Here is a 24,087-nt window from a genome sequence, read left to right on the forward strand (position 1 = left end):
CTCCTCGCAAAGGTGCAAGCGTTACGGGAACACCCCCACCGCCTGCTGCACAGCTCGGTCCAGCTGCGCCAGGTCGAGGCCCGTGCGGATGCCACGCTCCTCGAGGTGGCGCACGAAGAGTTCCATCTGCAGGTTGCCCACCAGCTCATCCTCGGCCATGGGACAACCGCCATAGCCTTTAATGGCCCCGTCGAAGCGCCGGCATCCGGCGTCCCAGGCAGCTTGTGTCTTGCTCCGCCAGTTGTCGGGGCTGCAATGCAGGTGCGCACCGAACTCCACCTCGGGCATCGCAGGGATGAGCGCGGCGAACATGGACGCGATGTCCTCGGGTCGAGCCACACCGACCGTATCGCTCAAGGCGATGATGCGCACACCAAGTTCCTTCACCAGTCGGTCGGTCCAGTGCAGGGCCACATCCGCGTTCCAGGGATCGCCATACGGGTTGCCGAAGGCCATGCTGATATACACCACCAGTTCCTTTCCGGCGTTGCGCGCGAGCTCTGCGATCCGAGCGATGCGGCCCCACGCGCCTTCGATGTTGGTGTTGGTGTTCCGCTGCTGAAAGGTCTCGCTGATGCTGAAGGGATAACCCAGATAGGTCACGCACTCCTGCTTCACCGCCTCCTCGGCACCACGTTCGTTGGCCACGATCACCAGCAGCTTGCTGCGCGAGCCGATGCGGTCGATGCGGGCCAGCACCTCGGGGGTGTCGGCCAGCTGCGGTATGGCCCTGGGGCTCACGAAGCTGCCGATGTCGATGCTGTCGAATCCCACCTTCAGCAGCGTGTTCAGGTAGGCCACCTTCACGTCGGTGGGAATGAAGGGGCCGATGCCCTGCATGGCATCGCGCGGACATTCGACGAGCTTCACGCCTTCCATCGGGCGTAGGCCTGGTTGATGCGCTTGACCAGCGCGGGTCCTTCGTAGATGAGGCCGGTGTAGACTTGAACCAGGTCGGCGCCGGCCATCAGCTTCTCCATGGCCGCCTCCGCCGAATCGATGCCGCCCACGCCGATGATGACAATGGGGCGCGGCAGGCGGTCGCGCAGGTAGCGCACCACCTCGGTACTGCGCCGACGCACCGGAGCTCCGCTCACGCCGCCCGCCCCCATGACCTCCACCTCGCCCTTCGGCGTGCGCAGGCCTTCGCGGGAAATGGTGGTGTTGGTGGCGATCACCCCGGCGATGCCGCTCTCCTTCACCACGGCGACCACGTCGTCCAACTGGGCGTCCGTGAGGTCCGGTGCGATCTTCAGCAAGATCGGTTTCCGCGGACCGCTACCCGCCCGTTGCCCGTTGAGCGCATGCAACCGCGTGAGGATCTCGAGCAAAGGCCCCTTATCCTGCAAGGCTCGTAGGCCGGGTGTGTTCGGGCTGCTCACGTTCACCACGAAGTAGTCCACCACGGGATACAACGCCTCGAAGCACTTCACATAGTCGTCCAGGGCCTGCTCATTGGGTGTCGCCTTGTTCTTGCCAATGTTGCCACCGACGATGATGCCGGGCTTACGATCGCGCAGGCGTTCCACTGCGGCCTGCACGCCGCCGTTGTTGAAACCCATTCGGTTGATGAGCGCACGATCCGCGGGCAGGCGGAACAGCCGGGGCTGCTCGTTGCCCGGCTGGGCCACCGGGGTAAGGGTGCCGACCTCGATGAAGCCGAAGCCCAGTGCGCTCAGTGCGTCCACATGCTTGGCGTCCTTGTCCATGCCGGCGGCGAGGCCCACGGGTGAAGGGAAACGAAGGCCCATGACCTCGACGGCCGCTTTTACGGGAGGTTTCGCGCCGCCCACGAGCCCAAGCGCACCGGGTACCTTGGAGGCGAACTCCAACAGGGTGAAGGTGAGGTGATGGGCCCGCTCGGGTGTGAACCGGAAGAACAGCGGGCGGAGGAGCGCGTACATCCGAGGCGAAAGTACCGGCTGAGGTGGAAGCAAGGAAGTACCGAGTCATGGGCTGCGGAACATATGTATGGCCATACATACGTCCTTGGCCACGTCAGCCGGTCGCGATGCCCGGTCTCCAAAGGAAGATCGTGGCATGGGCCTTCTGCTGGCCTGTACGGACATGACCGGGCCCTATCCGACCGCAAAGCCAAGCCTGGAGAGCGTTCCGCCCCATTCACCCCGGTGTCGGACATATGTATGGCCATACATACTTCCCGGGCCCGAAGGATCTCACTCCAGCGTCATCCGCACACCCAAAAACCCCCGCACACCCTGCATTGGCGCGTACATGTATGACGCATCGAAGCTGTGCCCATGCGGATTCGTTGCGGGATCGTCCACCGTACGGTCGAACGGATCGAAGGGCCTCATCAAGGGGTCTTCGGGCACGAAGTCGAGCAGGTTCTTCACCCCGCCGTACACCTCGAAGCGCTCGTTGAAGCGGTGATTCACCTGCACATTGAGCAGCATATACCAAGGGGAGTACGCCGGACGGAAGTCATTGGGCTGCACGGGCAGCCGCATCGGGCCATACCACTGACCGGTGAGGTCCACCGTGAAGCGGTGCGGCAGCTCCTGGCTCAGCGCGAAGGTGCCCTGCCATGCTGGAGTGAAGAACTGGTCCTCGCGCATAGTACCTTCCACGGTGTACACGTCCATCCAGGTGGCTCCGGCGTTGGCCCGGAAGTGACGGCCGATGCGGGCCTCCACATTCAGGCTGGCACCTTGGGCGATGCCGTACCCGTGGAGGTTGCGGTACGCGATGAGGTCCGGGTCGGTGTCGTAGTCCGGCAGGATCCGGTTGCTGAACTGCGTGAGAAAGAGTGACGCGTCGAGCCCGAAGAAGCGCTTCTCCGCAGGCCATTTCCGCACGGCATTGAGCGTGGCGTTCCACGAGCGCTCAGGCCGCAGGTCCTCCTCGATCGCCACGCGACGGGCACCGGTGAGGGCCGCGTGCTCCTCGGTGAAGAGGTTCACCACGCGGTACCCTGTGCCACCATGCACGCGCAGGGTGAAGCGGCCGTTCGGGGCGAGCTTGTACGCCGCCCGTGGCGAGTGCACCAGACCGTGGTCGCGATCATGGTCCAGCCGATAGCCGAGAAGCACCACACTGCGCGGCGATACCATCCACTCATCCTGCACGAGGACGCCTGGCAGGGGCCTTCGCTCGGCCTGGTTCCGAGCTGTAGGCCCTTCGCCTGCGGCCGTGGCCGGCGTGTTGTCGTCGTAATACGTATCGCGATAGGCCAGACCGGCCAGCACATCGTGGCGGTGACCGAAGCGGCGGCGCCAGACCAGCTGTGCGAAGAGCACGCGCTGCACCGCATCGTAAGGCGTGGTGCCATACCAGCTGTCCTGCCGGTGACCGTTGGCCGACACCTGCAGGGTCACTTGCTCCTGGAGCGGGAGCTGATAGCGACCGATCAGCTCCCACCGGCGAGTGGCGATCGTCTCCCCGTAGACGCTGTCCCCACCTGCGAACGGGGGCGTCCAATCCATCTGACCACCCCAGCGGTCCTCGCCCACCAACCGGACGGCGAGACCCGCCATCCGCCCCTGGGGCCGTTGCAAGGCGAGCTTCTGGAAGAAGGAAAGCCGTTTCTGCAGGGTCATGTCCGTGAACCCGTCGCCGTTGTTGTCGCGCGGGTCGTCGTACAGGAACCCGTTGATGCCCGTGAGGCTGCGCAACTTCCCTTTCCCGAATGCAAAGCCCACATCGGCGTTGTGCTCGAGCCAGGTGGTGCTCATCAGGTCGATGCTCAGCCGGGGGGCGATCACCGGGTCCTTGGTGATCACGTTGATGATGCCTCCCAGGGCCTCGCTGCCGTAGAGTGCGCTTCCAGGGCCCTTCATCACCTCCACCCGTTCAATGAGGCTGGTTGGGATCCCGCTGAGCCCATAAACGGTGCTGAGGCCACTGACGATGGGCATGCCATCGATGAGCACCAGGGTGTACGGTCCCTCCATGCCGTTGATGTGGATGTCGCCGGTGTTGCACACGCTGCAATTGAGCTGGGGCCGTACGCCGTTTACCATGCCCACGGCATCCAGCAGGGACGGCCCTGGGTTCTTGCGGAAGAGCGTGGGCGAGATCACCTCCACCGGCACCGGACTGGCATCGCGCGACACCGGCGCCAGCGTGCCGGTCACCACCAACTCGTCCAGCGCGGTGGCCGATGCCTCCAACACCACGATCCCCAGATCAAGGGTGTCCGAGATGTTCACGTCAAGCACACGCTCCGACGCCTGATGGCCCAAGGCCTCGACGCGCAGGCGGACGGGACCGGGCGGAAGTGGCCCCACCAGAAATCGGCCATCAGCATCAGCCGCCGTTCCGACCTCCCCCGCTCGCACCGCCGCGAAAGGCAGCGCACCCTCCGGACCGGTAACCGCGCCGCGTAGCATGACCTGCGCCTGCGCGCCAAGCACGGTCAGAAGGCTCACCGGAAGGAGGAGCGACCGCGGCATGCTGCAAAGATGAAATATTTTAGACTCGCCTAATATTTCATTCTACATTTGCCGCACTTCATGTTCAGTCGAAGCGAAGAGGACCACATCAAGGCCATCCATGGCCTGCTGCAGGATGCCGGCCAGGCCTTCACCAAGGACATCGCCGATCGGCTCAACACGCGCGCCAGCAGTGTCACCGACATGCTGAAGAAGCTCGCTGCGAAGGGGCTGGTGAAGCACGCGCCCTACCACGGGGCCACGCTCACGGCGAAGGGCCGCCGGCATGCGTTGACGCTCGTGCGCAAGCACCGCCTGTGGGAGACCTTTCTGGTGCAACGCCTGGGCTTCGCGTGGGACGAGGTGCACGAAGTGGCCGAACAGCTGGAGCATGTGAGCAGCGAGCCGCTGATCGAACGGCTGGACGCCTACCTGGGCCATCCGCGGTTCGATCCGCACGGCGACCCCATCCCGGACCGCGACGGGCGGATGCCCGAGCGTGTCACCGTACACCTCTCCGAAGCGCAGGTGGGGCTTCGGCACCGCCTGGTGGCCGTGAAGGACGGCAGTGACGCACTGCTTCGCTTGCTCGATGCCAAAGGGCTTGCCATCGGCCGGGTCTTCACCCTGGCCGCCCGCCAGGAGTTCGACGGCAGCCTTCAACTCACGTGGCGCGACGGCGTCTGCGACCTCAGCGCGCAGGTGGCCGCGCACCTGCTCACCGTACCCGATCACGCATGAACCACATCATCTCCTTCTTCGAAGGCATCGACCCCGTCTGGGGCGCGCTGCTGGCCACCACCTTCACCTGGATGGTCACCGCTGCCGGAGCCGCGGTGGTCTTCCTGTTCAAGGAGCTCTCGCGCAAGTGGCTGGACGGCATGTTGGGCTTCACCGGCGGGGTGATGGTGGCCGCCAGCTTCTGGAGCCTTCTGGCGCCCAGCATCGACATGAGCGCGCGCATGGGCTTCCCCGAGTGGCTGCCCCCGGCGGTGGGCTTCGCGGCGGGTGCCCTCTTCCTGTTCGCCTTGGATAAATACGTGCCGCACCTGCACATCAACTTCGACCCCAGCCTGAAGGAAGGACCGGACACGCGGTTACGCCGCAGCACCCTGCTCATCCTGGCGATCACCCTGCACAACATCCCCGAAGGCCTCGCTGTGGGCGTGCTGTTCGGCGGGGTGGCGGCCGGGATCCCGGAGGCCACCATCGCCGGCGCGGTCACCCTGGCCATCGGCATCGGGCTGCAGAACTTCCCCGAGGGCATCGCGGTGAGCATGCCCCTTCGCCGGCTGGGTGTGAGCCGGGCCCGAAGCTTCTTCTACGGTCAGCTCAGCGCCATCGTGGAACCCGTCGCCGGGGTGGTGGGCGCGATGGCGGTGCTGTGGATGCAGCCCATCCTGCCCTTCGCCCTGGCCTTCGCGGCCGGCGCCATGATCTACGTGGTGGTGGAGGAGGTGATCCCCGAGACGCAGCAGGACAGGCACACCGACATCGCCACCCTCGGCTTCATCGGAGGCTTCATCGTGATGATGGTGCTGGACGTGGCCCTGGGCTGACGGCGCGATCAATCGCCCGCGAGGCGCCCGATGGCCTCCACCGCCATGGCCACGCCGTCCTCACCCATCATGCGCGTGCGCAACGAAGCCGCGTGTCGGGAGCACGAAGGCGTATCGAGCACTTCGCGGATGCGCGCCGCCAGTGCGTGCCCCGAGGCCGATCGACGGGGGATGGGACGGGGCGCCACACCGAGCGCATGCAGACGACCGGCCCACCACATCTGGTCGAAGCCGTGCGGCACCACCACCGAGGGTGCACCGGCCCGGGCCACGGCATGTGTGGTTCCGGCACCGCCATGGTGCACCACCGCGGCGCACCGCGGGAACAGCAGGTCATGCGGAACGCGGTGCACCACCAGCAGGTCCCTGTGGCCATGCTCGCGACCAAGCCCGGCATCAAGCTGAACGATGGCCCGCACGTCGGCCTGCGCCACGGCGCAACGCATCAGCGCCCAGGCTTCCCGCGCTGCGTAGGTCGTGCATGAGCCGAAGGTGAAGTGTACCGGCGCTGGGCCTGCCTCCAGGAACGTGCTGACCTCCTCCCGCAGCACCCGATCCTCCGGCAGCTGCTCACGCCTCCACGCTCCGGTCACCACCGTCGCGGGCGCCTTCAGCGGAGGTATCAACGCCGGGCTGGCCGCCACCAGGTTCAGCGTCGGAGAGCGGAACCCCTCGGTGAGCAGGCTGCGCAGCGGTGCCAGTCCGCGATGACGGTGCAACCGTTCGCTCACGGGGTAGAGCGCTCGGGTCATCACGGCATCGCCCAAGCGCCACAGGGCGGCATCCGCCCAACCGCCCAACGAGCGGCCCAGCGGAGGCAGCATCCCCGGGATGGCCTGAGGGGAGAAGGCCACGGAGACCCTGGGGGTGCCGTGCAACAGCGCCGCGGTGTGCAGGGTGCGGTTCAGCATGTGGCCCACCACGATGTCGTTCGACCGGCACAGGGCCTCACCGGCCTCCAGCAAGGCGCCGGCAAGAGGCTCGTGGAACTTCGCCAGCAGGGCGCGGAGCTGCATGGTGGGCGACGAGGAGGCTGTCAGGGCGTACGGGTCCACGGCCTGCCCGAACGGACCACCCACCCGATGCACGGTCACGCCTGTTCCGGCCAGGCTCCGGGCATGGTCACCATCGTCCACGGCCGTGTGCACCAGGGTCACTTGATGGCCTGCTCGCTGAAGGCCCGCGGCCAGGGCCACGAACGGGGCCACATCGCCTTCGGTGCCCCAGGTCTGCAGACCGATGCGCATCCCCTCAGAGCTTGCCGTTCTCCCGGTTGGTGGTGATGAAGCGGGTGATGCGGTCCTTGAGTGCCGGGTCCTTCACGTCCTTGAGCTTGCGCTCCACCAGCGCCAGGTCCTCCGCCTTGTTGGCGTCGTAGCCCACGATGGACGGCACGTTCACCTGGATGCTGAGCCGCAGGAAACGAAGCTCGGCGTTGTTCACGTCCTGCGCGATCGCCTTCTCCAACATCGACTTGCCGCCGTTGAAGTGCACCAGGCGGCTCAACGGGTCGAAGGCGTGACGGCCTCGGGCCATGCGTACGGCACCATGGTAACCCAGGAGCAGCGCGCTGCCGCTGCTGCCGGCCCGGTCGAAGCGCTCCACATAGCGGTCGCAGACCTCCTCGTCGGCGAACACGGCGCCGATCTCCCGTCGGATATCATGCAGCAGGCCGCCCTCCTGCTGAGCGCTCGCCCGACCGGACAATATCGGTGCCACCACGACGATGGCAACGAAGAGGCAGCGCCAGAACCACACCTGCATGGCGCAAAGCTACCGCCGTCGCAAGGAGGCGCCGAGCAGGGCGCGCATCACCGTGTCGTCCAGCGGGTCCAGGTAGCGGGCGCCGGTGCTGCGGCCCTGTGCGTCGAAGCGCACCCAGGCCATGCGCGCATCGCGATGGGTGAGCTCCAGGTGGAACGGCCGCTCGGTGTACTGTTCGATGAACAGGAACCGCGAACGCGGATGCCGCATCGTCAGGCGGTCCATCACCCCTAGGAAATGAGCCGGGGTCTGTCGCTGCGGCAGGCGGAAGGCCGGTCGGAAACCACCTGCAAGCCGACGACGCTTGCCATGCTCGTTCACCACGGTGGTGACGAACAGGATGGGCCCGTCCGTGGCCATCAGGGCGTTGAAGCGCTCCACACAACGCACGTAGTAGGCATGGTGGCGGGCGAAGGTGCGCGGATCGCGATGGCCGAACAGGCTGCGGTGGTAGTCGCGGTGGCCCCCGTCCGTCCACAAGGGGATCATCCTGCTCCGGTCAAGGAAGGTGCGGAAGCCGTCGTCCAGGACATGCTCAAGGAGCGCCGGGCTTACGGCCAACCAGTCGAACGGATAGGAGGCCTGCTTGGCCCCCAAGGATCTGATGGCCCAGGCGGTGGAGCAGTTCTGCCCCAGGGACACCACCGCGGCAGGTTCCTCCACCGCCCAGATGAACAGCTGCTCCTGGAGGATGGCCGTGGCCGCGTTCACGGCCGCCACCTCTTCGGCAGTACGCCGCACCCGCCCCCGCCCCAGCCGCAGGAGGGCATGCGCCAGATCGGCCATCCACGCCTTCACGCCGCGATGATAGCCGACTAGAAGCCATCTCAGAATAGTTTTTGGAAGCGAGCCGGATGGATCTTTCGGCCAGCCAAGGCGCGAAACCCGCGCATAGCTGGACGCTCTGTAAGGGTTGAGCAACGCAGGATGGCCGAAAGAGGCGCCGGCGCAGCCCGAAGGATCATTTTGAGATGGCTTCTAGAACTTGAAATGGAATGACGGCTTCACCACGAAGGGCAGGGCATCGGGACGGTCCAGGTCCGTCAGGCGCCACACCAGGTCCACCCGGGCGACCTTCAGGATGTTCTCCAGGCCGAAGCCCACCTCCACGTAAGGGCCATCGGGTGCATCGAGGCCGGCAGGGAGCGGCACCGGTCCGTTGCGGTTCTCCGCGCGCAGGTCGCCCACGAAGGCACGGGCGAAGACGAACTCACGCAGCTTGATGCGGCTGAGCAGCGGCACGCGGTTCAGCAGGAAGCCCTCCAGATGGTGCTCCACATGCAGCGCGGCGTAACGATCGGCGGTGAACTCCATGAAGTTCATCAGGTTGAACGAGCGCGCGTCGTTGAAGAGCAAGGGGTCGCTGTTGGGATAGAAGAGCAGCGGATAAGGCACGGCACCGGACAGTGCGCCACCCTCGCCCAGCAGGTCGAGATAGCCCCAGCGGCCCAAGCGCTGCCGATGCTCCAGCTTCAGCCGAAGGCGGGCCATGTCCACCTGCCCGCCCCAGATCCCATCGGCCGCGAGGGTGGCTTCAAGGGCCACCGTGGGCAGGCGCGGCACGAAGAGCCCCTTGCGCAGTTCGTCGAACGCGGCGGAAAGGCCGGGGGTGCCGGGGCTCCAGCGCAGGGCGAGCCGGGCGCCGGCCAGGTCCACCGCGTTCCAGGCCAGGGTGTCGCCGGCGCGGATCCGCGGCAGGGGCCCGTCGGCATCGGCCAGGCGATCGCCGAAAAAGCCGAGGCGGACCGAAAGACCGTCCGTGCCGCGCCGTTCCGCGTGGGCCTCCAGCAGCCGGCGATACCACCGCGGGTCGGGGCCGGACAGGCGCACCAGGCTGGTGAGCGCATGATCCATTGGCAGCAGGCTGGGGCTTCGTCCCGGCTGCACCAGGTCGTCCCACAGGTCGAGGCCACCGCCCCAGGTCCTGCGCCCACGGCGATCACGGGGACGCCACCACAAGGAGGCAGCACCCTTCAGCCGCTCATCGTCCACGCCGTAGGCCAGATGACCCGCAGCGCCCCAGCCCGTGCTCAGCCGATCCGTGGTGCGCAGACCCACCTTGCCCCGCCAGCCTTCCACGCGGTTGTGGCTCACGAATGTGTACACGTTGCCCACATCGATGGCGCCCACGGGCAGCCAGCCTTCGGCCAGCAGGTGCAGAAGCCCCTCCCTCCTCCTCCACCGCGGATCGGTGTTCATGCGGTCCACCATGCGCACCACGCGCGCCTCCTCCGGCCCGAAGGCCTCGGTGCGGACCACCTCCCAATAGCGGTCATCGCGGAAGTAGGCGCTGTCCACCTCCGGGTCCGGCGGCGCGGTGCGGTAGAAGCCATCGTCGCGGGGACGGTCGAGCACCACCTGGCGCGTCACGCTCAGCTTCCGACCGAAGAAGCCGGTCATATCGGCGTCGTTCTCGACCACCGTGAAGTCGGCGATCACTTCGCTGCGGCGCAGGAACCAGGGGCCGCCAGGCTCGGGAGCGTGGTGCTGGCGGATGCGGTAGTGGCGGACGAAGTTCACGTTGGCCGCGATGCTGAAGATCAGGTCCACCCGCACCACGGCATGGCTCACCGTATCGATCAGGAGCTCGCCGGTGAAGGCGGCATCGGCCGCCACCCGCGGGCGGTAGGTGATGCGATGGCAGGTGAACCCTTCGCACTGCACCAGGCTGTCCAGCAGCAGGTAGCGGTACGCGCGCTGGAAGTGATCGTTGATGGGGCTGGGGAAGCTGCGGTCCAGGATGAGCACCTGCTCCTGGTAGATGTCCGGCTCCACGTACATGTCCTGCACGAACTCCATGATGCGCCGGGCACGGAAGAACTTGGACGTGCGGCTGCCCAGGAGCACCGTCCGGTCCGCGGGCGGGTCGGCGCGGTGATGGCGGCGTTCGTGCTGCTCGGTGAGGAGGATCGGCAGGTAGCGCACGCCGTCGGCCGTGGTGTCGATGCCCTCCCACAGGAAGTCGAAGGGCCGCAGGAGGATGTTGCGCTTGATGCGGTCGCTGAAGTGGTTCAGGTCGAAGCGGACGCGGTGGTAGAGCTCCTGCTCGTAGGCGGCGGCGCTGCCGGGTGCGTTCTCCGGCTTCCGCGCCACCACGCGGCGGAGGATGGCGAAGGCGGGGTTCTCCCCGGGCCGTACGCGCACCTCGCCCAGCAGTTCGCTCGCCGGCTCCAGGGCCACGAAGAGATCGCGCTCGCCCCCGCGCGGCAGCGCATGCCGGAAGGGCCGGTAGCCGGTCATGGTCACCTGCAGGCTGTCGCGCCGCTCTTCGGCCTCCAGCACGAAATGGCCCGTGCTGTCGGTGGTGGTGCCTTCGGCGGCGCCCGGGAAGCCCACGTTGGCGAAGCGCAGCGGGTCGCCCGACCGGGCGTCGGCCACCACGCCGGAGACGCGTGTGCGCTGGGCGAAGGCGGGCAGTGCGGCGATCAGCAGCAGGCCGATCAACGGGAGGCGGGGCATCGAACGGAGCGAACCGACCGGGCGTCGCGGATGTTCGCCCAAGGGACGCATCTGTCGTGTTGCGGGGATCGTGCCAATTTTACGGCGTTCGCGCCCAGCCCTCATCCGCGTGAAGATCCACATCGGCCGCGACCGGTACCTCAGCTTCTCGGCCACCACGCTCATCGGTGCCGACCCGGCCACCTGGCTGGGCATCCTGTGGCGCTATGGCCGCGGCATCTCCTGGCCCTTCATCCCCAAGGCCATCGTGCTCACCTGGCTGGTGCTGCTCAACACGCCGCTGGTGTGGTGGGAGCGCCTGCGCTACGACCGGCGCATCCGCCGGGCCAAGGTCACCGCGCCGCTCTTCATCATCGGCCATCAGCGCAGCGGCACCACCTACCTGCACTACCTCATCGGCAAGGACCCGCAGTTCGGATACCTGTCCGTGAAGGAGAGCTTCATGCCCTGGCTCTACCTGACGCTGGCCCCGCTGCTGCGCCGCATGTACGCCAAAGCCCTGCCGGACAAGCGGCCGATGGACGACCTGCGCATGGGGGTGGACCTGCCCACGGAGCCGGAGTACTCCCTGGGCAACATGACGGCGAGCACCATGATCCCGGGCTACTACTTCCCGCGTCGCATGCTGGAGGTGTTCCGCCGCAACGTGCTGTTCGAGGATGAGCGCGCCAGGAAGGCCTGGCAGCGCACGCTACGGTACTTCATGCAGAAGCTCACGCTGCGCCATGGCGGCAAGCCCCTGGTGCTGAAGAGCCCCGAGAACCTGGCCCGGGTGAAGGAGATCCTGGAGGTCTTTCCCGATGCGCGCTTCCTGCACATCATGCGCGACCCCTACCGGGTGTTCTTCAGCACCGAACGGCTCTATGGCATCACGCTGCCGCTGGTGACCATGCAGCACGTCCAGGGCGAAGTGGTGGAGGAAGCCCTGCTGGAGAGTTACCGGCTGATGTTCGCGAAGTTCTTTCGCGACAAGGCCACGATCCCTGTCGGACAGCTGGCCGAGGTGCGCTACGAGGACCTCATCGGCAACGAGGAGGCCGTGCTGGAGAAGGCGTACGCGCAGCTGGGCCTCGGCGGCTTCGAGGCGGCGCGACCGCAAATCCTCGCCGAAGTGAAGAGCTACGCGGACTATCGCACGAACAGCTACACGTATCCGCCCGAACGCATGCGGCTGGTGCGCGAGCGTTGGGGGCCGGTGTTCGCGGCGCTGGGCTATCCGCAGGACGTGCCCCTAAGCGCCGAGCAGCAGAACGCGCAGGCCTGAGGTGAAGCGGTCCGCCTCCTCCTCGGTCAACGCGCGGCCATCGTAGCCCAGCACCACCAGCAGCTCACCGCGTTCGCGGCCCACCACCACGCTGAGGCCCGGCGGCGCCGGCACCGGGGGCAGATGCAGCACCTCGCTGATGGGAAGGCCGGTGAAGGTGGACGGCATGCGGCCCAGGTCGCCCAGGTCGCTGAAGCCGAAGCTGCTCCAACGCCCCAGCGAAGGCAGGTCCACCATGGCGGCACTGAGCCAGGCGGGCAGCCGCCGGAAAGCCCGCAGCAAGGCCCGGTAGCGCTGCGGGAAGCGGGCCCGCACCTGCTCCACTAGCTGGCCGTTCAGCGCACGCACCGCAGTGGCCGTATCGTGCAGCTGGCCCTGGTCGAGGCGGAAGAAGAGGAAGGACGTGACGTTGGTGAGCAGATGCCCCGGCGTGCCCCGCGGTCGCTGGTCCACCGGCGCCGAGAACCACAGGTAGCGGGGGAGGCCGCCGCGCCGTCCGAGCGTGTCGTTCACCAGGCGGGCGGCCACGGCCATGAAGTGGGCGCTGCGGGCCAGGGCGGCGCCGGTGCTGCGCGCCAGGGCATCAATGCGGCGGGTCTCCTCCCGGGTGAAGCGCAGGACCCGGAACCGGGGCACGTTCGGCACAGGCCGATCGCGCACCCACAGCGAGCCCAGCCGCGGCCCCGAGGTGCGGAAGGCCTGGCCGGCGCCGGCCATCACATCCCGCCACGCCCCCGGCGCCGCGGCGCGGTCCTCCGGCGGGAACGTCGGACCCGCCCACCCACCGGCCTCCACCGCGTGCAACAGGTTCAGCATGCCCTGGTGGTCGAACAGGGCATGGTGGAAGGACACCAGGACCTGCACGCGGTCCGGCGCAGCGAGCACATCGAAGCGCAACAGGCCCTCCGGGCCCAGCCGGTCGCCGAGACGTTCGGTCAGCCAAGCCTCGGGCTCGCCGTCTCGATGCAGCTGCACGACGTCCGGCCCGTCCGTGAGCAGCCGCCAACGCGGCAGCGCAGGCCAGCGCACCGTCCACCGGATAAGACCCACCTGCCGCACCACAGGGCTGGCGCGCAGCGCGGCCGCCACGGCCTCCGCATCGACGCCCGCGCCGAGGTCGAAGCGCATCCGCGACACGTTGCCGGCCAGCCCGCGTGCTCGCATGGCGCGGTGCACCAGCCAGTGGAAATGATCCGGACCCGAGAGCGGCCGGTCCATCTCCGGCGCGGACAGGGACCACGACGGCATCAAGGCTCAGTTGATGTGGCGCAGGGCGTAGGCGGCGAGCGAACGGAGATCGCGCAGGTCGTCGGCACCGATGCCTTCCACGGGGATGCGGGCGCCGAAGCGGTCCTCCACGGCCATCATCAGCTCGATCACCGAGAGCGAGTCCAGGCCAAGCGCTTCGAGCTGGGCATCCTCCGCCACAGGCACGGCCACACGGTCCTTCACCAGGTCCCGAAGCACCTCCACCAATTCCGCATGTTGCACTGCCATCGCCGCCGCGCGAAGATAGGAGCCCGGGCGCACCCGGCCGGGGCCGTAGCTTCGCCCGCCATGGCCGCCCCCGCGATCGACGTGCGCAACCGGCGTGCGTCCTACGAGTACCACCTGCTGGACAGCTACACCTGCGGGCTGGTGCTGATGGGCTCGGAGATCAAGAGCATCCGTGCGGGCGGCGCCTCCATCAGCGAAGCGTTCTGCACCTTCATGGGGCCCGATCTGGTGGTCCGCAACATGCAGATCAACCCCTACGGCACCAACGTCCACTTCGTGCACGAACCCAAGCGCGACCGCAAGCTGCTGCTGAAGCACAGCGAACTGAACAAGCTGAGGCGCAAGGTGAAGGACGCCGGCATCACCATCGTGCCCGTGCGCCTGTTCCTGTCCGACAGCGGCTACGCGAAACTGGAGATCGCGCTGGCCAAGGGCAAGAAGGTGCACGACAAGCGGGAGAGCATCAAGGAGCGCGACGTGCAACGCGACCTGGACCGTGGCCAGTGATCGTCCTTCCTGGCGCGTGCATCTGGCCGACGCCGACCCGCGCGGGATCCCCGGTCCATCATGGGCGCGGCTGGCGCTGCTGCTGCTGCTGATCACGGCGGGTGCGCTGCGCCTGCTCGGCTGGCCGTCGATCCCCTTCACCCACGACGAGATCAGCGCCCTGGTCCGCCTCTATCCTTCCCTGGGCGAGACCATCCAGCGTGGCGTCATCGAGCTGGACACGCATCCGCCCGGCGTGCAGGTGCTGGAATGGCTGTGGACGCGGCTGGTGGGCCGCCAGGAGGGGTGGGTGCAGTTGCCCTTCATCGCGGCCTCGCTGGCCGGCATCCTGTACATGTACCGCTTCGCCCTGGCCTGGACCACCGCCACGGCGGCCCTGGCGGTGACGGCGCTACTGGCCACCCTGCAGTACACCGTGCTCTATGGGCAGCTGGCGCGGCCCTACGCCATCGGCCTCTTCACGGTGGCCCTGCTGGCCGACCAATGGACGCGCTGGCTGGCTTGGCAACGGACCCGGCACCTGGTGGGCGCGGCCCTGGCCGCGGCCCTGTGCGCCTACACCCACCACTTCGCCGCCCTCGTGGCCGCTCTGATCATGGGCTGCGGCCTCGCGCTGGCACCGCGCACCGCCCGCCTCCGCTGGCTGCTGGCCTGCGGCGCCAGCCTGCTGCTCTACCTGCCCAACGTGCCCATCCTGCTGCGGCAGCTCGGCCTCGGCGGTCTGCAGGAATGGCTGGCCCCGCCGGACGGGCACTGGTTCCCCGATCACCTGTGGTGGGTGACGCACACCTCGGCGCTGCTCGCAGCGGTGCTTTCGCTTGTGGCGACCGCCTCGCTCGTTGGCTGGTCGCGCGGCACCCCGCGCGCCTGGCCCATCGTGCCCGTGCTGCTCGTGTGGGTGCTCGTTCCCGCGGCCTTGGGCTACGGATACAGCGTGTGGCGTGCACCGGTGCTCCAGCACTCGGTGCTCGTGTTCTCCTTCCCCTTCGCCCTGGTGCTGCTGTTCGGCGGGCTCCACCTGCACCGGAAAGCGCTCGCCATCGGGCTCGCCGTCCTGCTGGCCGGCACTGCCATGCTCACGCTCTTCACCGTGCGGCAGCACCACCGCACTGCGCTCACCTCCAAGTACGAGGCCTTCCTCCAGGCCGCCGCGGAAGGCGCCGCACACCCCGACCGGCTTGTGGTGATCGACGCGCCGCCCGAGGTGCTCGATCGGCTGGAACAGGAACCGCGGTATGCCGCCGCCCGGGGCCACTACCTGCGGCTGCGCGAGCTGGGGAGCAACGCCGCTCTGCTTGAGCACATCCGCGCACAGCGCCCTGCTGAAGTGGTACTGGGCCTCTTCCACAGCACCGACCGGGCCCTGCCGGCCCTGGTCCAGCACAGCCACCCGGCCCTGGTCGAACGCGTCGACCTGGTGGAAGGCCAGGTGATGCGCTTCCATGCCGCCGGCACCGGGATCGCCGACACCCTGGCCTGGAGCGCCGCCGCACCGGGCACGGTCCCCGCTGGCTGGCAGGTGGAGCCGGCCACCCTCGGCGCGGACAGCCTCGCGGGCAGCGGCTGGGACCTGAGCGGCCGCGAATACGGCGTGCTGTTCCAATCGCCCCTGCCCGGCACGCACCGGTCGAACGACGTGGTGGAACTGGTGCTGGACGCCACGGCGCTGGATGACGCGGGCCTTGGTGTGGAGGCCGTGATCGAGCTCCGATCGGTCGTGGGCGAGCGCGACAGCCTGCTGGTGTACCGCAGCGCCTCGGCACAGGCCTGCGCACGCCGCGTGGGAGAGCCCGGCCCGGTGGTGGTGGCCCTGCCGCTCAGCCGTGCCCTCTCACGCCAGCCCGGACTGCTGCTGCGCGCCTACGTGTGGAACCGCCGCAACGGCGCCGTACGCGTGCATGGCATGCGGCTGCGCTGGCGCGAAGGCGACCCGGCGCTCTACGGCCTTGTGGAACCCATCCACGGCCCCTGGCGCTTCGCCCCGCGGTGAGCGGCAACGAAAAGGCCGCCCGCAGGCGGCCCTCCCGGCGCAACAAGGGGAAGCGCTAGAACTTGAAGTTGAGGCCCACGCCCAGCGTTTCGCGGAACTGCGTGGTGGGACCGAACTTGGCCACACCGTCCTCCGTGCGGGCGATGTTGATGTCGTGGTCGTAGATGAGCATGGTGTTCAGCGTCGCCGCGAACCAGCTGTTCACCTTGAAGGTCCACAGCATCTCCCAGTTCACGTCGATGTTGGAGGGCTCCTTCAGGTAGTTGCTGAACAGGTCCAGGCGGGTCATGAAGCCGATGTTCTTGGCCACGTCCGTCTGGTAGGTCAGGTTCAGGAAGGCGCCCAACTGGAAGAGGGTGTTCTCCCCGGCGGTCACCTTGCGGATCACCCCGCCCGTGGTATCGAACACGGCCGGGTCCACCCCGAAGTTGCCCGCATCGGCCAGGTCCTGGTCCATCACGAAGGTGATCTTGGCCGTAATGGGCGACACGTAGACACTAAGCTTCTTGTTCGGCTTGTAGTCCACGCCCAGGCCGAAGAGCAAGTACCCCGGCGCCAGCAGGTTGGAGATCTTCACGGTGTCGTTCTTGGCATCGAACCCTTCCGTGAACTGCGAGCGGAACTGGAGCATGGCGCTGGCGTACCACGGGCCCTTCATCTGGTAGCCGTAGCGCGAGTTGAGCTCGAAGCGGTCGTCGCTCTTGAAGGTGCGCTTGCCATCCTGGGCCAGCAGGCCATAGGCCAGGGCGATGGAGTTGTCCCACGCGATGCGGCCCTTGCGCTTGTTGGCGAAGGCGTTCACCTGGGCGATGCCGCTCATGCTGCTGAGGCCGCCGGCGGCCCAGTTCACCAGCTGCACCTGGGTGAAGTTCAGCTGGAACACCCCGCCGGTGGTCCACACCTTGGCGGAGTCGATCGTGGCGGCGGGTTTGTCGCGCAGGGCCTTGCGGTCGGTGTCCTGCAGATCCTCCTGCGCTACGGCCGGGGCCAGCAGCAGGAAGGCCAGGGGGGCGGAAAGGAGGCGGGAAGGTCGCATCATGGGGAATGGGGGTGTTCGATGGGGTCGATCAAAGGGAGGGGCTGCGGTGCATCAGGCCACTGTCCATCGTCAGGGTTCCGGGGCGAACACCTGATCGGTGAACCGCAGGCTGTCCGGCACGCGCATCACCAGGTATGGATGGCCGGTGGCCTTGTGGCAGTTGTTGCAGGTGGCGATGAGCGTGTTGAAGCGGGGCGCGAAATCGACCAGGCCGTCGGTGCGCAATTGGTCGCGCAGGGCATCGATCGCGGGCAGGCCCAGGTTGGTCATGTAGGTGCTCACCGGCACGCCGTCGTCCACGATGCCGGCCTTGGCCACGGCGGCCATCTCCTCCTTCAGTTCGTGGCGGTAGAACTCGGCCAGCGGCAGGTTGCCGGCGGTGCCCGCGGCCCACAGCTTGTGGGCGTGGCTTTGGATCCGGGCCATGTACACGGCCACCTCCACCTCGGGCTGCGGGGCGGGTGCGGCGGAGAGGGCGTCCACCTGATGCTGAAGGCGGTTGATGCGGTGCATCAGCAGCGCCACCACCACCAGGAAGGCGAGGGCCAGGAGCAGGGTTCCGTTCTTCATCAGGAGGTGAAAAAGGCCCTCGGCTTGGGCGCCGAAGGCCTTGGTGGGCACTGCAGGATTCGAACCAGCGACCCCTACCCTGTCAAGGTAGTGCTCTGAACCAGCTGAGCTAAGTGCCCGAAGGGGCGGCAAAGGTAACCGCCGGTTCCGAACCGACACCACGAACGGATCGCCCCCCGCCGCCGTTATCCATCGCATGCGCCCCCTCCTGTTCCTTTGCGGGCTGTGGACCCTCGGGGCCTGCGGTCAACCGACCACCGCCCCGGCCCAACACCCCTCCACCATGAAGACCGACGCCGAATGGAAGGCCGCCCTATCCCCTGAGGAATACCGCGTGCTCCGCCAGAAGGGCACCGAACGCGCCTTCACCGGCGCGTACTGGGACCACCATGGCGACGGCCATTTCCGCTGCGCGGGCTGCGGCCAGGCCCTGTTCGGCAGCGACACCAAGTTCGACAGCGGCACCGGCTGGCCCAGTTTCTTCCGCCCGGTGGAACCCGGGGCGGTGACGGAGCATAGCGACCGCACCCTGGGCATGGTGCGCACCGAGGTGGTGTGCAGCCGCTGCGGCGGCCACCTGGGCCATGTGTTCCCCGACGGGCCGCGTCCCACGGGCATGCGCTACTGCATCAACTCCGCATCGCTGCGCTTCGAACCCGCGGCGTCGACCCAGCCCTGAGCGGCGTCAGCCCCTGCGTGTGGTGGCCGACTACATTTGCCGTCAGCAGCGCACGATGGCACAGCACACGATCTCCGACAGTGGCCGGATCTTCCAGAACCCGGTGCTGGAGGCCCTCACCAAGACGCACATCGCCATCCCCCTCACGCTCTTCTACGGCAGCGGTGTGGTGGCCGCGCTGTACGGCGTGCTCGGGCTGAAGCTGGACCTGGCCGCCAGCATCGGCCTCTTCCTGGTGGGCGCCTTCTTATTCACCCTGGTGGAGTACCTGGTACACCGCTACTTCTACCACATGGAGGCCAGCAACCCCAAGCGGCAGCGGGTGCAGTACATCTTCCACGGCATCCACCACGACCACCCGCGCGACAAGAAGCGGCTGGCGCTGCCGCCCCTGATGACGGTGCTGGTGGCGGCCATGTTCCTGGGGCTCTTCCGTCTGCTGCTGGGCAGCTACGGCTGGGCCTTCGGCGGCGGCTTCATGGTGGGCTACGCCACCTACCTGCTGGCCCACTACGCCATCCACATCCACCGGCCGCCCAAGAACTTCCTGTCGCTCATCTGGAAGCACCACAACCTGCACCACTTCGCCGACACCAACGGCGCCTTCGGCGTCAGTTCGCCCTTCTGGGACCACGTGTTCGGCACCATGCCCTGCGACCCGCGCGCCAAGCGCGAGGCGGCCGGCGCCTGAGCGGGATCCCGCCAACACGCCCGGGCTCTTCGCACGATCGGGAATAGCGTTCGCCCAGCCCGATACCGATCGATCGGTTCCGCATTACCTTGTGGAAGATCGCATCCCATGAACGCCGCCTTGCTCGCCCTGCTGCTTGTCGGTCCGGCTGCCCCCGGCACCGGCGATCCCGATCCGGAACGGATGACGGTGGTGGTGAACACCGTCAATGGCAAGCGCACCATCGTCCGCTGCCTCCAGCCCGACCTGACCCTCAACCCGAGGCCGTCGCTGGGCGAGGCCTTCGAGCCCGACCACAGCACCTGGCACGTGGCCGGCGGCCATGCACCCTACACACCGGTGCGCGAGCCCGGCCGCATCACTTGGCATGTGAACGGTGGTTGCGCCCCGTACGTGCTGGTGCGCGACGAGCGCGACCTGGCCGGCAATGTGTGCATCACGGTGCGCGACGCGGATGGCCGGGAGGCCACCGGCTGCGGCATCCTTGGCGAGCAGGTGGAGGAGGTGGTGGTGAATTGTGGACCGCGAGGCAGCACCGGCACCGCTGGCACGGGCGCCCCCGCTGGCCTCACGAAAAAGGCCACCGCGACGCCCACCTCCGGCGCTGCCGACCCCGACCGACGCATCGTCACCCGCGAGCGGCCCGAACCCCGGGAGCGCGACCTGGACAGCGAGCGCCCGCGGGGGCTGACGCAGCAGCGCCCGGAACAGGGACCGCGCGGCGGGGGCTCCGGCGAACGGCCCGTGGGCAAGGCGCCCCAGGCCACCGAGCGGCGATAGGCTCAGGCCGTGGTCGCCTTCGCGGCCACCGGCACGCCCAGCACACGCTTCAGCACGTCCACCGTGCGGTCGATCTCCTCCCGCGTGGTGTAGCGGCTGAACGAGAAGCGGATGTTGGCGCCTGTGACGTCGGGGTACAAGGCGCCCAGCACATGGCTGCCCGCGTTGCTGCCGCTGCTGCATGCGCTGCCTCCGCTGCAGGCGATGCCTTCGATGTCCAGGTGGTAGATGAGCATCTCGGCCTTGCCGTCGTCGGGGAAGCGCACGTTGAGCACGGTGTACAGGCTGTCCGGTCCGATGTCGCCGTTGAAGGCCACGCCCGGCACCTCGGCGCGCAGGCGGGCGATCATGTGGTCCTTGAGGCCGCGGACGTGCCGCTCGTGCTCCTCCAGGTGCGCGTAGGCCAGATCGAGCGCGGTGGCCAGGCCCACGATGCCGGCCACGTTCTCGGTGCCGCCGCGCATGTTGCGCTCCTGGGAGCCGCCTTGGATCATGGGCTTCAGGCCCGTGCCCTCGCGCAGGTACAGGAAGCCTATGCCCTTCGGCCCATGGAACTTGTGGGCGCTCGCGCTCAGCATGTCCAGCGGCAGGGTGCCGAGGTCGAAGGCGTAGTGCCCCATGGTCTGCACCGTGTCGCTGTGGAAGAGCGCCTGGTGGCGGCGGCAGAGGGTGCCGATGGCCTGCAGGTCGTTGCGGGTGCCCACCTCGTTGTTGGCGTGCATCAGGCTCACCAGGGCCTGGGGGTGGGCGGCCAGCAGCTCCTCCAGGTGGGCCAGGTCGGCGCGGCCCTCGGCGTCCAGCCTCACCCAGTGCACCTGCACGGGACCGCTGCGGCCCAGTTCGTGGGCGGTGTGCTCGATGGCGTGGTGCTCGATGGGCGAGGTGATCAGGTGGCGCACCCCGCGGTCGCGCACGCTGCAGGCCAGGGCCATGTTGTCCGCCTCGGTGCCGCCGCTGGTGAAGATGATGTCGCCGGGCATGCAGTGCAGGCGGTCGGCCACGGTGCGGCGCGCGCGCTCCACGGCGGCGCGGCTGCGGCGCCCGAAGGCGTGGATGCTGCTGGGGTTGCCGAACTCCTCCCGCAGGCTGGCCGTCATGGCCTCCAGCACTTCGGGGGCCAGCGGCGTGGTGGCGGCGTTGTCCAGGTTGATGCGGTTCATGCCCGTGTGCCCAGTTGCCCATGTGGACATGTGCGCAGGTGCGCATGTGCCCATGGACCGGGGGAGCCGCGAATTTACCGCCTTCCGGACACGCGGACGCCGCCTACCATGTGCCGGCACCCACGCCGCTCCCCCCGGTGCGGACCCTTTCGATCCTGTACGGCGGGGCGTATCTTGGCGTCAAGGGGAGGGCGAGCAACTGCGGGCATCCGGAGGTGCGTATAGCAACCCGGTTTCAGGGGGATATGCGAACTGGTTCGTATATCCAACGTTATAAGCCATTTTAGACGACCGAATGACACTACAACAACATATTGACAGTTTATCAAAAGAATAGCAGTTTGACATCGCAATTAGGTTGACAAAAGCAGCACTACCAATTTGGGACAAATACGCTGACAAAAACGAACTAACTTATCAAGACACAGTTGTTGGACTTCATCATTCGGTTGACAGACAGCTTTTGCTAAAGACAATAAATGCAGTGGAACAATTTGTTGCAACAAATATTATTAAAAGAACAATTTTTAAAAACCCTGACCTCTTGTCATCAGACAGACAGTTTAATGACCCTATTGTAAAGCTTTACAAGACACAGACTGGGAACTTCCATATGAAGTTGAGAGGACGTTTTACACGGTCCACAATCTTTTAGACGCAGCCCTTGATAAAGAAAAACGGTTGCTTTTACAATGAGACGACAATTTATGTAGCAATCAATCAAGCAGTAGACGCATTAGCAAGTTCAAACACAATGACAGAGGAGGAAATTAGGAACATACTTTATAATAGAAAAAACGGCTTATAACACGGGTTTTGCGTCAGGCGGGGTGACGTGGAAAGTTGGAACTTTGTGCTTCTATTCAAGTTCAGTGCTGGTTGACAGTTTTATGCTCCGAAACCCGCCCGAACGCAAAGCCCGAAAACGTTACCCCGTCACCCCTCCCCCAACTCCTTCACGAAGCGTTGGGCCAGGGCATCGGCCTCGGCCAGGCTGGGGGCTTCGGCATACACGCGAATGATGGGTTCGGTGTTGCTGCGGCGCAGGTGCACCCAGGTGCTGCCGAACTCGATGCGCAGGCCGTCCACCGTGCTGTGGGGCTGGGCGGCGTAGCGCTGCTGCATGCGGTCCACCAGGGCCTGCACGTCGAGGCCGGGGTTCAGTTCGATCTTGTTCTTGCTGATGAAGTAGTCCGGGTAACTGCGGCGCAGGTCGAGGCAGCTGCCGCCGCGGCGGGCCAGCAGGGTGAGGAAGAGGGCGATGCCCACGAGCGCATCACGGCCGTAGTGCAGCTCGCTGAGGATGACGCCGCCGTTGCCTTCGCCGCCGATGGGGGCGTTCACCTTTCGCATGCGCTCCACCACGTTCACCTCGCCCACGGCGCTGGCGTGACGCGTGCGGCCGTGGTGGGCGGCCACGTCATTGAGGGCGCGGGTGCTGCTGAGGTTGCTCACCGTGTCGCCCGGGCGGTGGGCCAGCACGTGGTCGGCACAGGCCACCAGGGTGTATTCCTCGCCGAACAGGCTGCCGTCCTCGCACACCAGCGCCAGGCGGTCCACATCGGGGTCCACGCTGATGCCCAGGTGAGCCTTGTGCTGCACCACCGCGGCACAGAGGTCGGTGAGGTGCTCGGGCAGCGGCTCGGGGTTGTGGGGGAAGTGGCCGGTGGGCTCGCAGTACAGCTTCACCACCTCCACGCCCAGCGCGTGCAGCAGCTGGGGCACGGCCACGCCGCCCACGCTGTTCACGGCGTCCACCACCACCGTGAACTTGGCGGCCGCGATGGCCCGGGCGTCCACCAGGTCGAGGCCCAGGATGGCATCGATGTGTTTGCGGGTCCAGCTGTCGTCGGTGCGCACGTGGCCCAGCCGGTCCACTTCGGCGAAGGTGTATGCGTCCTGCTCGGCGAGGCGGAGCACTTCGGCGCCGTCGGCCGCGCTGATGAACTCCCCCTTCGAGTTGAGCAGCTTGAGGGCGTTCCACTGCTTGGGGTTGTGGCTGGCGGTGAGGATGATGCCTGCGTCGGCGCCTTCGCCGGGCACGGCCATCTCCACGGTGGGCGTGGTGGCCAGGCCCAGGTCGATGACCTCGAAGCCCAGGCCCACGAGCGTGCCGCGCACGAGGTCGGCCACCATGGGTCCGCTGAGGCGGGCGTCGCGGCCCAGCACCAGCTTCGGGGAGGCCTTGCCGCTGCGCTGTTGGATCAGGGTGCCGAAGGCGGCCGTGTAGCGCATGACATCGAGGGGCGAAAGGCCTTCGCCGGGCCGGCCACCGATGGTGCCGCGGATGCCGGAGATGGAGCGGATGAGGGTCATGACATGGGGCTCGGAGCGGGTCGTGGCCCGATCGTCCGAACGGGTGCAAAGGTGGACGTGGCGCGGATCCGGAAGGCGCTGCGGCGCGGAGGTCTTCAACCACGGACTGTGAGCGGGCGATCCCAGCCTCTAGGAACCGGCCTCCAGCCTCCAGCCGCCGGCCTCAAGCCTCCAGCCACCAGCTTCAAGCCTCCAGCCTCAAGCCTCCAGCTACCGGCTTCAAGCCTCAGGCCACCGGCCACCGGCTTCTGTCGCGCTACGCTCTTCTTTGCTCTTCTTCCTTGTTCCTTGTTCCTTGTTCCTTCCTCCTTGATCCTTGCGTCTTGCCCCTCGCCGATCCCCCACAGGGCTGTGCATAACACAAATCCGGCGACCCCGGCCCGCACCGGGGTTCCCTATTTTTGAGGGAACTTTGTGC

At 67.1% G+C, this 24,087-nt stretch carries 21 protein-coding genes and 1 tRNA gene; 8 read left to right on the top strand and 14 right to left on the bottom strand.

All coding sequences use genetic code 11. The features are described from left to right. Positions 1 to 21: 21 nt before the first annotated feature. From IPJ87_07835 to IPJ87_07845, 3 genes are all read right to left on the bottom strand, one after another. Positions 22 to 879, bottom strand: a complete 858-nt coding sequence (locus tag IPJ87_07835) for a hydroxymethylglutaryl-CoA lyase (GenBank protein ID MBK7941770.1) — start codon at positions 877 to 879, stop codon at positions 22 to 24. Further along, on the bottom strand, positions 867 to 1,904 hold the full coding sequence (locus IPJ87_07840; protein ID MBK7941771.1) for a quinone-dependent dihydroorotate dehydrogenase: 1,038 nt from the start codon (positions 1,902 to 1,904) through the stop codon (positions 867 to 869). The genes IPJ87_07835 and IPJ87_07840 overlap by 13 nt, the downstream gene beginning before the upstream one ends. 273 nt (positions 1,905 to 2,177) lie before the next feature. Continuing rightward, the gene (locus IPJ87_07845; GenBank protein MBK7941772.1) at positions 2,178 to 4,415 is read right to left on the bottom strand and encodes a TonB-dependent receptor; all 2,238 of its coding nucleotides are present in this window, start codon (positions 4,413 to 4,415) and stop codon (positions 2,178 to 2,180) included. A gap of 60 nt (positions 4,416 to 4,475) precedes the next feature. Here IPJ87_07845 and IPJ87_07850 point away from each other — a divergent pair, with 60 nt between their 5' ends. Then, positions 4,476 to 5,135, top strand: a complete 660-nt coding sequence (locus IPJ87_07850; GenBank protein ID MBK7941773.1) for a metal-dependent transcriptional regulator — start codon at positions 4,476 to 4,478, stop codon at positions 5,133 to 5,135. Then, positions 5,132 to 5,953: a ZIP family metal transporter gene (locus tag IPJ87_07855; GenBank protein ID MBK7941774.1), complete on the top strand. Its 822-nt coding sequence runs from the start codon at positions 5,132 to 5,134 to the stop codon at positions 5,951 to 5,953. The genes IPJ87_07850 and IPJ87_07855 overlap by 4 nt, the downstream gene beginning before the upstream one ends. Positions 5,954 to 5,961: 8 nt before the next feature. Here the strand turns inward: IPJ87_07855 and IPJ87_07860 are convergent, their stop codons facing one another. The 4 genes from IPJ87_07860 to IPJ87_07875 all read right to left on the bottom strand — a co-directional run bounded on the left by IPJ87_07860 (position 5,962) and on the right by IPJ87_07875 (position 11,176). Continuing rightward, entirely contained in the window at positions 5,962 to 7,200 is a 1,239-nt protein-coding gene (locus IPJ87_07860) for a glycosyltransferase family 1 protein (protein MBK7941775.1), read from the bottom strand. Positions 7,201 to 7,204: 4 nt separating this feature from the next. Beyond that, entirely contained in the window at positions 7,205 to 7,717 is a 513-nt protein-coding gene (locus tag IPJ87_07865) for a hypothetical protein (GenBank protein MBK7941776.1), read from the bottom strand. A 9-nt stretch (positions 7,718 to 7,726) separates the two neighbouring features. Then, positions 7,727 to 8,515, bottom strand: a complete 789-nt coding sequence (locus IPJ87_07870) for a hypothetical protein (protein ID MBK7941777.1) — start codon at positions 8,513 to 8,515, stop codon at positions 7,727 to 7,729. A gap of 180 nt (positions 8,516 to 8,695) precedes the next feature. Continuing rightward, positions 8,696 to 11,176 (bottom strand): carboxypeptidase-like regulatory domain-containing protein, encoded by a 2,481-nt coding sequence (locus tag IPJ87_07875; protein MBK7941778.1) that lies wholly within the window; start codon positions 11,174 to 11,176, stop codon positions 8,696 to 8,698. Positions 11,177 to 11,285: 109 nt separating this feature from the next. Between IPJ87_07875 and IPJ87_07880 the strand changes: the two genes are divergently transcribed. Then, complete coding sequence (locus tag IPJ87_07880) at positions 11,286 to 12,440, top strand: sulfotransferase (protein MBK7941779.1); 1,155 nt, start codon at positions 11,286 to 11,288, stop codon at positions 12,438 to 12,440. On the opposite strand, the gene IPJ87_07885 is transcribed toward IPJ87_07880, so the two are convergent. Together IPJ87_07885 and IPJ87_07890 are read right to left on the bottom strand one after the other, a co-directional pair. Then, complete coding sequence (locus tag IPJ87_07885; protein MBK7941780.1) at positions 12,408 to 13,688, bottom strand: hypothetical protein; 1,281 nt, start codon at positions 13,686 to 13,688, stop codon at positions 12,408 to 12,410. The genes IPJ87_07880 and IPJ87_07885 overlap by 33 nt on opposite strands. A 6-nt stretch (positions 13,689 to 13,694) precedes the next feature. Next, a complete protein-coding gene (locus IPJ87_07890) occupies positions 13,695 to 13,937 on the bottom strand; it encodes an acyl carrier protein (GenBank protein ID MBK7941781.1) in 243 nt (80 codons plus the stop codon). A 60-nt stretch (positions 13,938 to 13,997) separates the two neighbouring features. On the opposite strand from IPJ87_07890, the gene smpB reads away from it, so the two are divergent. Beyond that, positions 13,998 to 14,444 carry an SsrA-binding protein SmpB gene (gene smpB, locus IPJ87_07895; protein ID MBK7941782.1) on the top strand — a complete coding sequence of 149 codons (447 nt, stop codon included), beginning with the start codon at positions 13,998 to 14,000 and terminating at the stop codon, positions 14,442 to 14,444. Positions 14,445 to 14,460: 16 nt separating this feature from the next. Continuing rightward, a complete protein-coding gene (locus IPJ87_07900) occupies positions 14,461 to 16,434 on the top strand; it encodes a glycosyltransferase family 39 protein (protein MBK7941783.1) in 1,974 nt (657 codons plus the stop codon). 55 nt (positions 16,435 to 16,489) lie between these two features. Here IPJ87_07900 and IPJ87_07905 read toward each other — a convergent pair whose 3' ends face one another. The 3 genes from IPJ87_07905 to IPJ87_07915 form a co-directional block, all read right to left on the bottom strand. Beyond that, positions 16,490 to 17,473, bottom strand: coding sequence for a DUF3078 domain-containing protein (locus IPJ87_07905; protein MBK7941784.1), 984 nt, complete (start codon positions 17,471 to 17,473; stop codon positions 16,490 to 16,492). 69 nt (positions 17,474 to 17,542) lie between these two features. Continuing rightward, positions 17,543 to 18,043 carry a hypothetical protein gene (locus IPJ87_07910; GenBank protein ID MBK7941785.1) on the bottom strand — a complete coding sequence of 167 codons (501 nt, stop codon included), beginning with the start codon at positions 18,041 to 18,043 and terminating at the stop codon, positions 17,543 to 17,545. Between the two features lie 41 nt (positions 18,044 to 18,084). Continuing rightward, positions 18,085 to 18,162, bottom strand: a tRNA-Val gene (locus tag IPJ87_07915). A gap of 164 nt (positions 18,163 to 18,326) precedes the next feature. Here IPJ87_07915 and msrB point away from each other — a divergent pair. The 3 genes from msrB (at position 18,327) to IPJ87_07930 (ending at position 20,193) form a co-directional block, all read left to right on the top strand. After that, complete coding sequence (gene msrB / locus IPJ87_07920; GenBank protein MBK7941786.1) at positions 18,327 to 18,722, top strand: peptide-methionine (R)-S-oxide reductase MsrB; 396 nt, start codon at positions 18,327 to 18,329, stop codon at positions 18,720 to 18,722. Between the two features lie 55 nt (positions 18,723 to 18,777). Beyond that, complete coding sequence (locus IPJ87_07925; protein MBK7941787.1) at positions 18,778 to 19,413, top strand: sterol desaturase family protein; 636 nt, start codon at positions 18,778 to 18,780, stop codon at positions 19,411 to 19,413. Positions 19,414 to 19,521: 108 nt separating this feature from the next. Next, a complete protein-coding gene (locus IPJ87_07930; protein MBK7941788.1) occupies positions 19,522 to 20,193 on the top strand; it encodes a hypothetical protein in 672 nt (223 codons plus the stop codon). Between the two features lie 2 nt (positions 20,194 to 20,195). Here IPJ87_07930 and IPJ87_07935 read toward each other — a convergent pair whose 3' ends face one another. Continuing rightward, positions 20,196 to 21,353, bottom strand: coding sequence for a cysteine desulfurase (locus IPJ87_07935; protein ID MBK7941789.1), 1,158 nt, complete (start codon positions 21,351 to 21,353; stop codon positions 20,196 to 20,198). 936 nt (positions 21,354 to 22,289) lie between these two features. Beyond that, a complete protein-coding gene (glmM, locus tag IPJ87_07940) occupies positions 22,290 to 23,669 on the bottom strand; it encodes a phosphoglucosamine mutase (protein MBK7941790.1) in 1,380 nt (459 codons plus the stop codon). Positions 23,670 to 24,087 lie beyond the last annotated feature (418 nt).

It is taken from the genome of Flavobacteriales bacterium, assembly GCA_016713875.1.
In the GTDB taxonomy this organism is placed as follows: domain Bacteria; phylum Bacteroidota; class Bacteroidia; order Flavobacteriales_F; family PHOS-HE28; genus PHOS-HE28.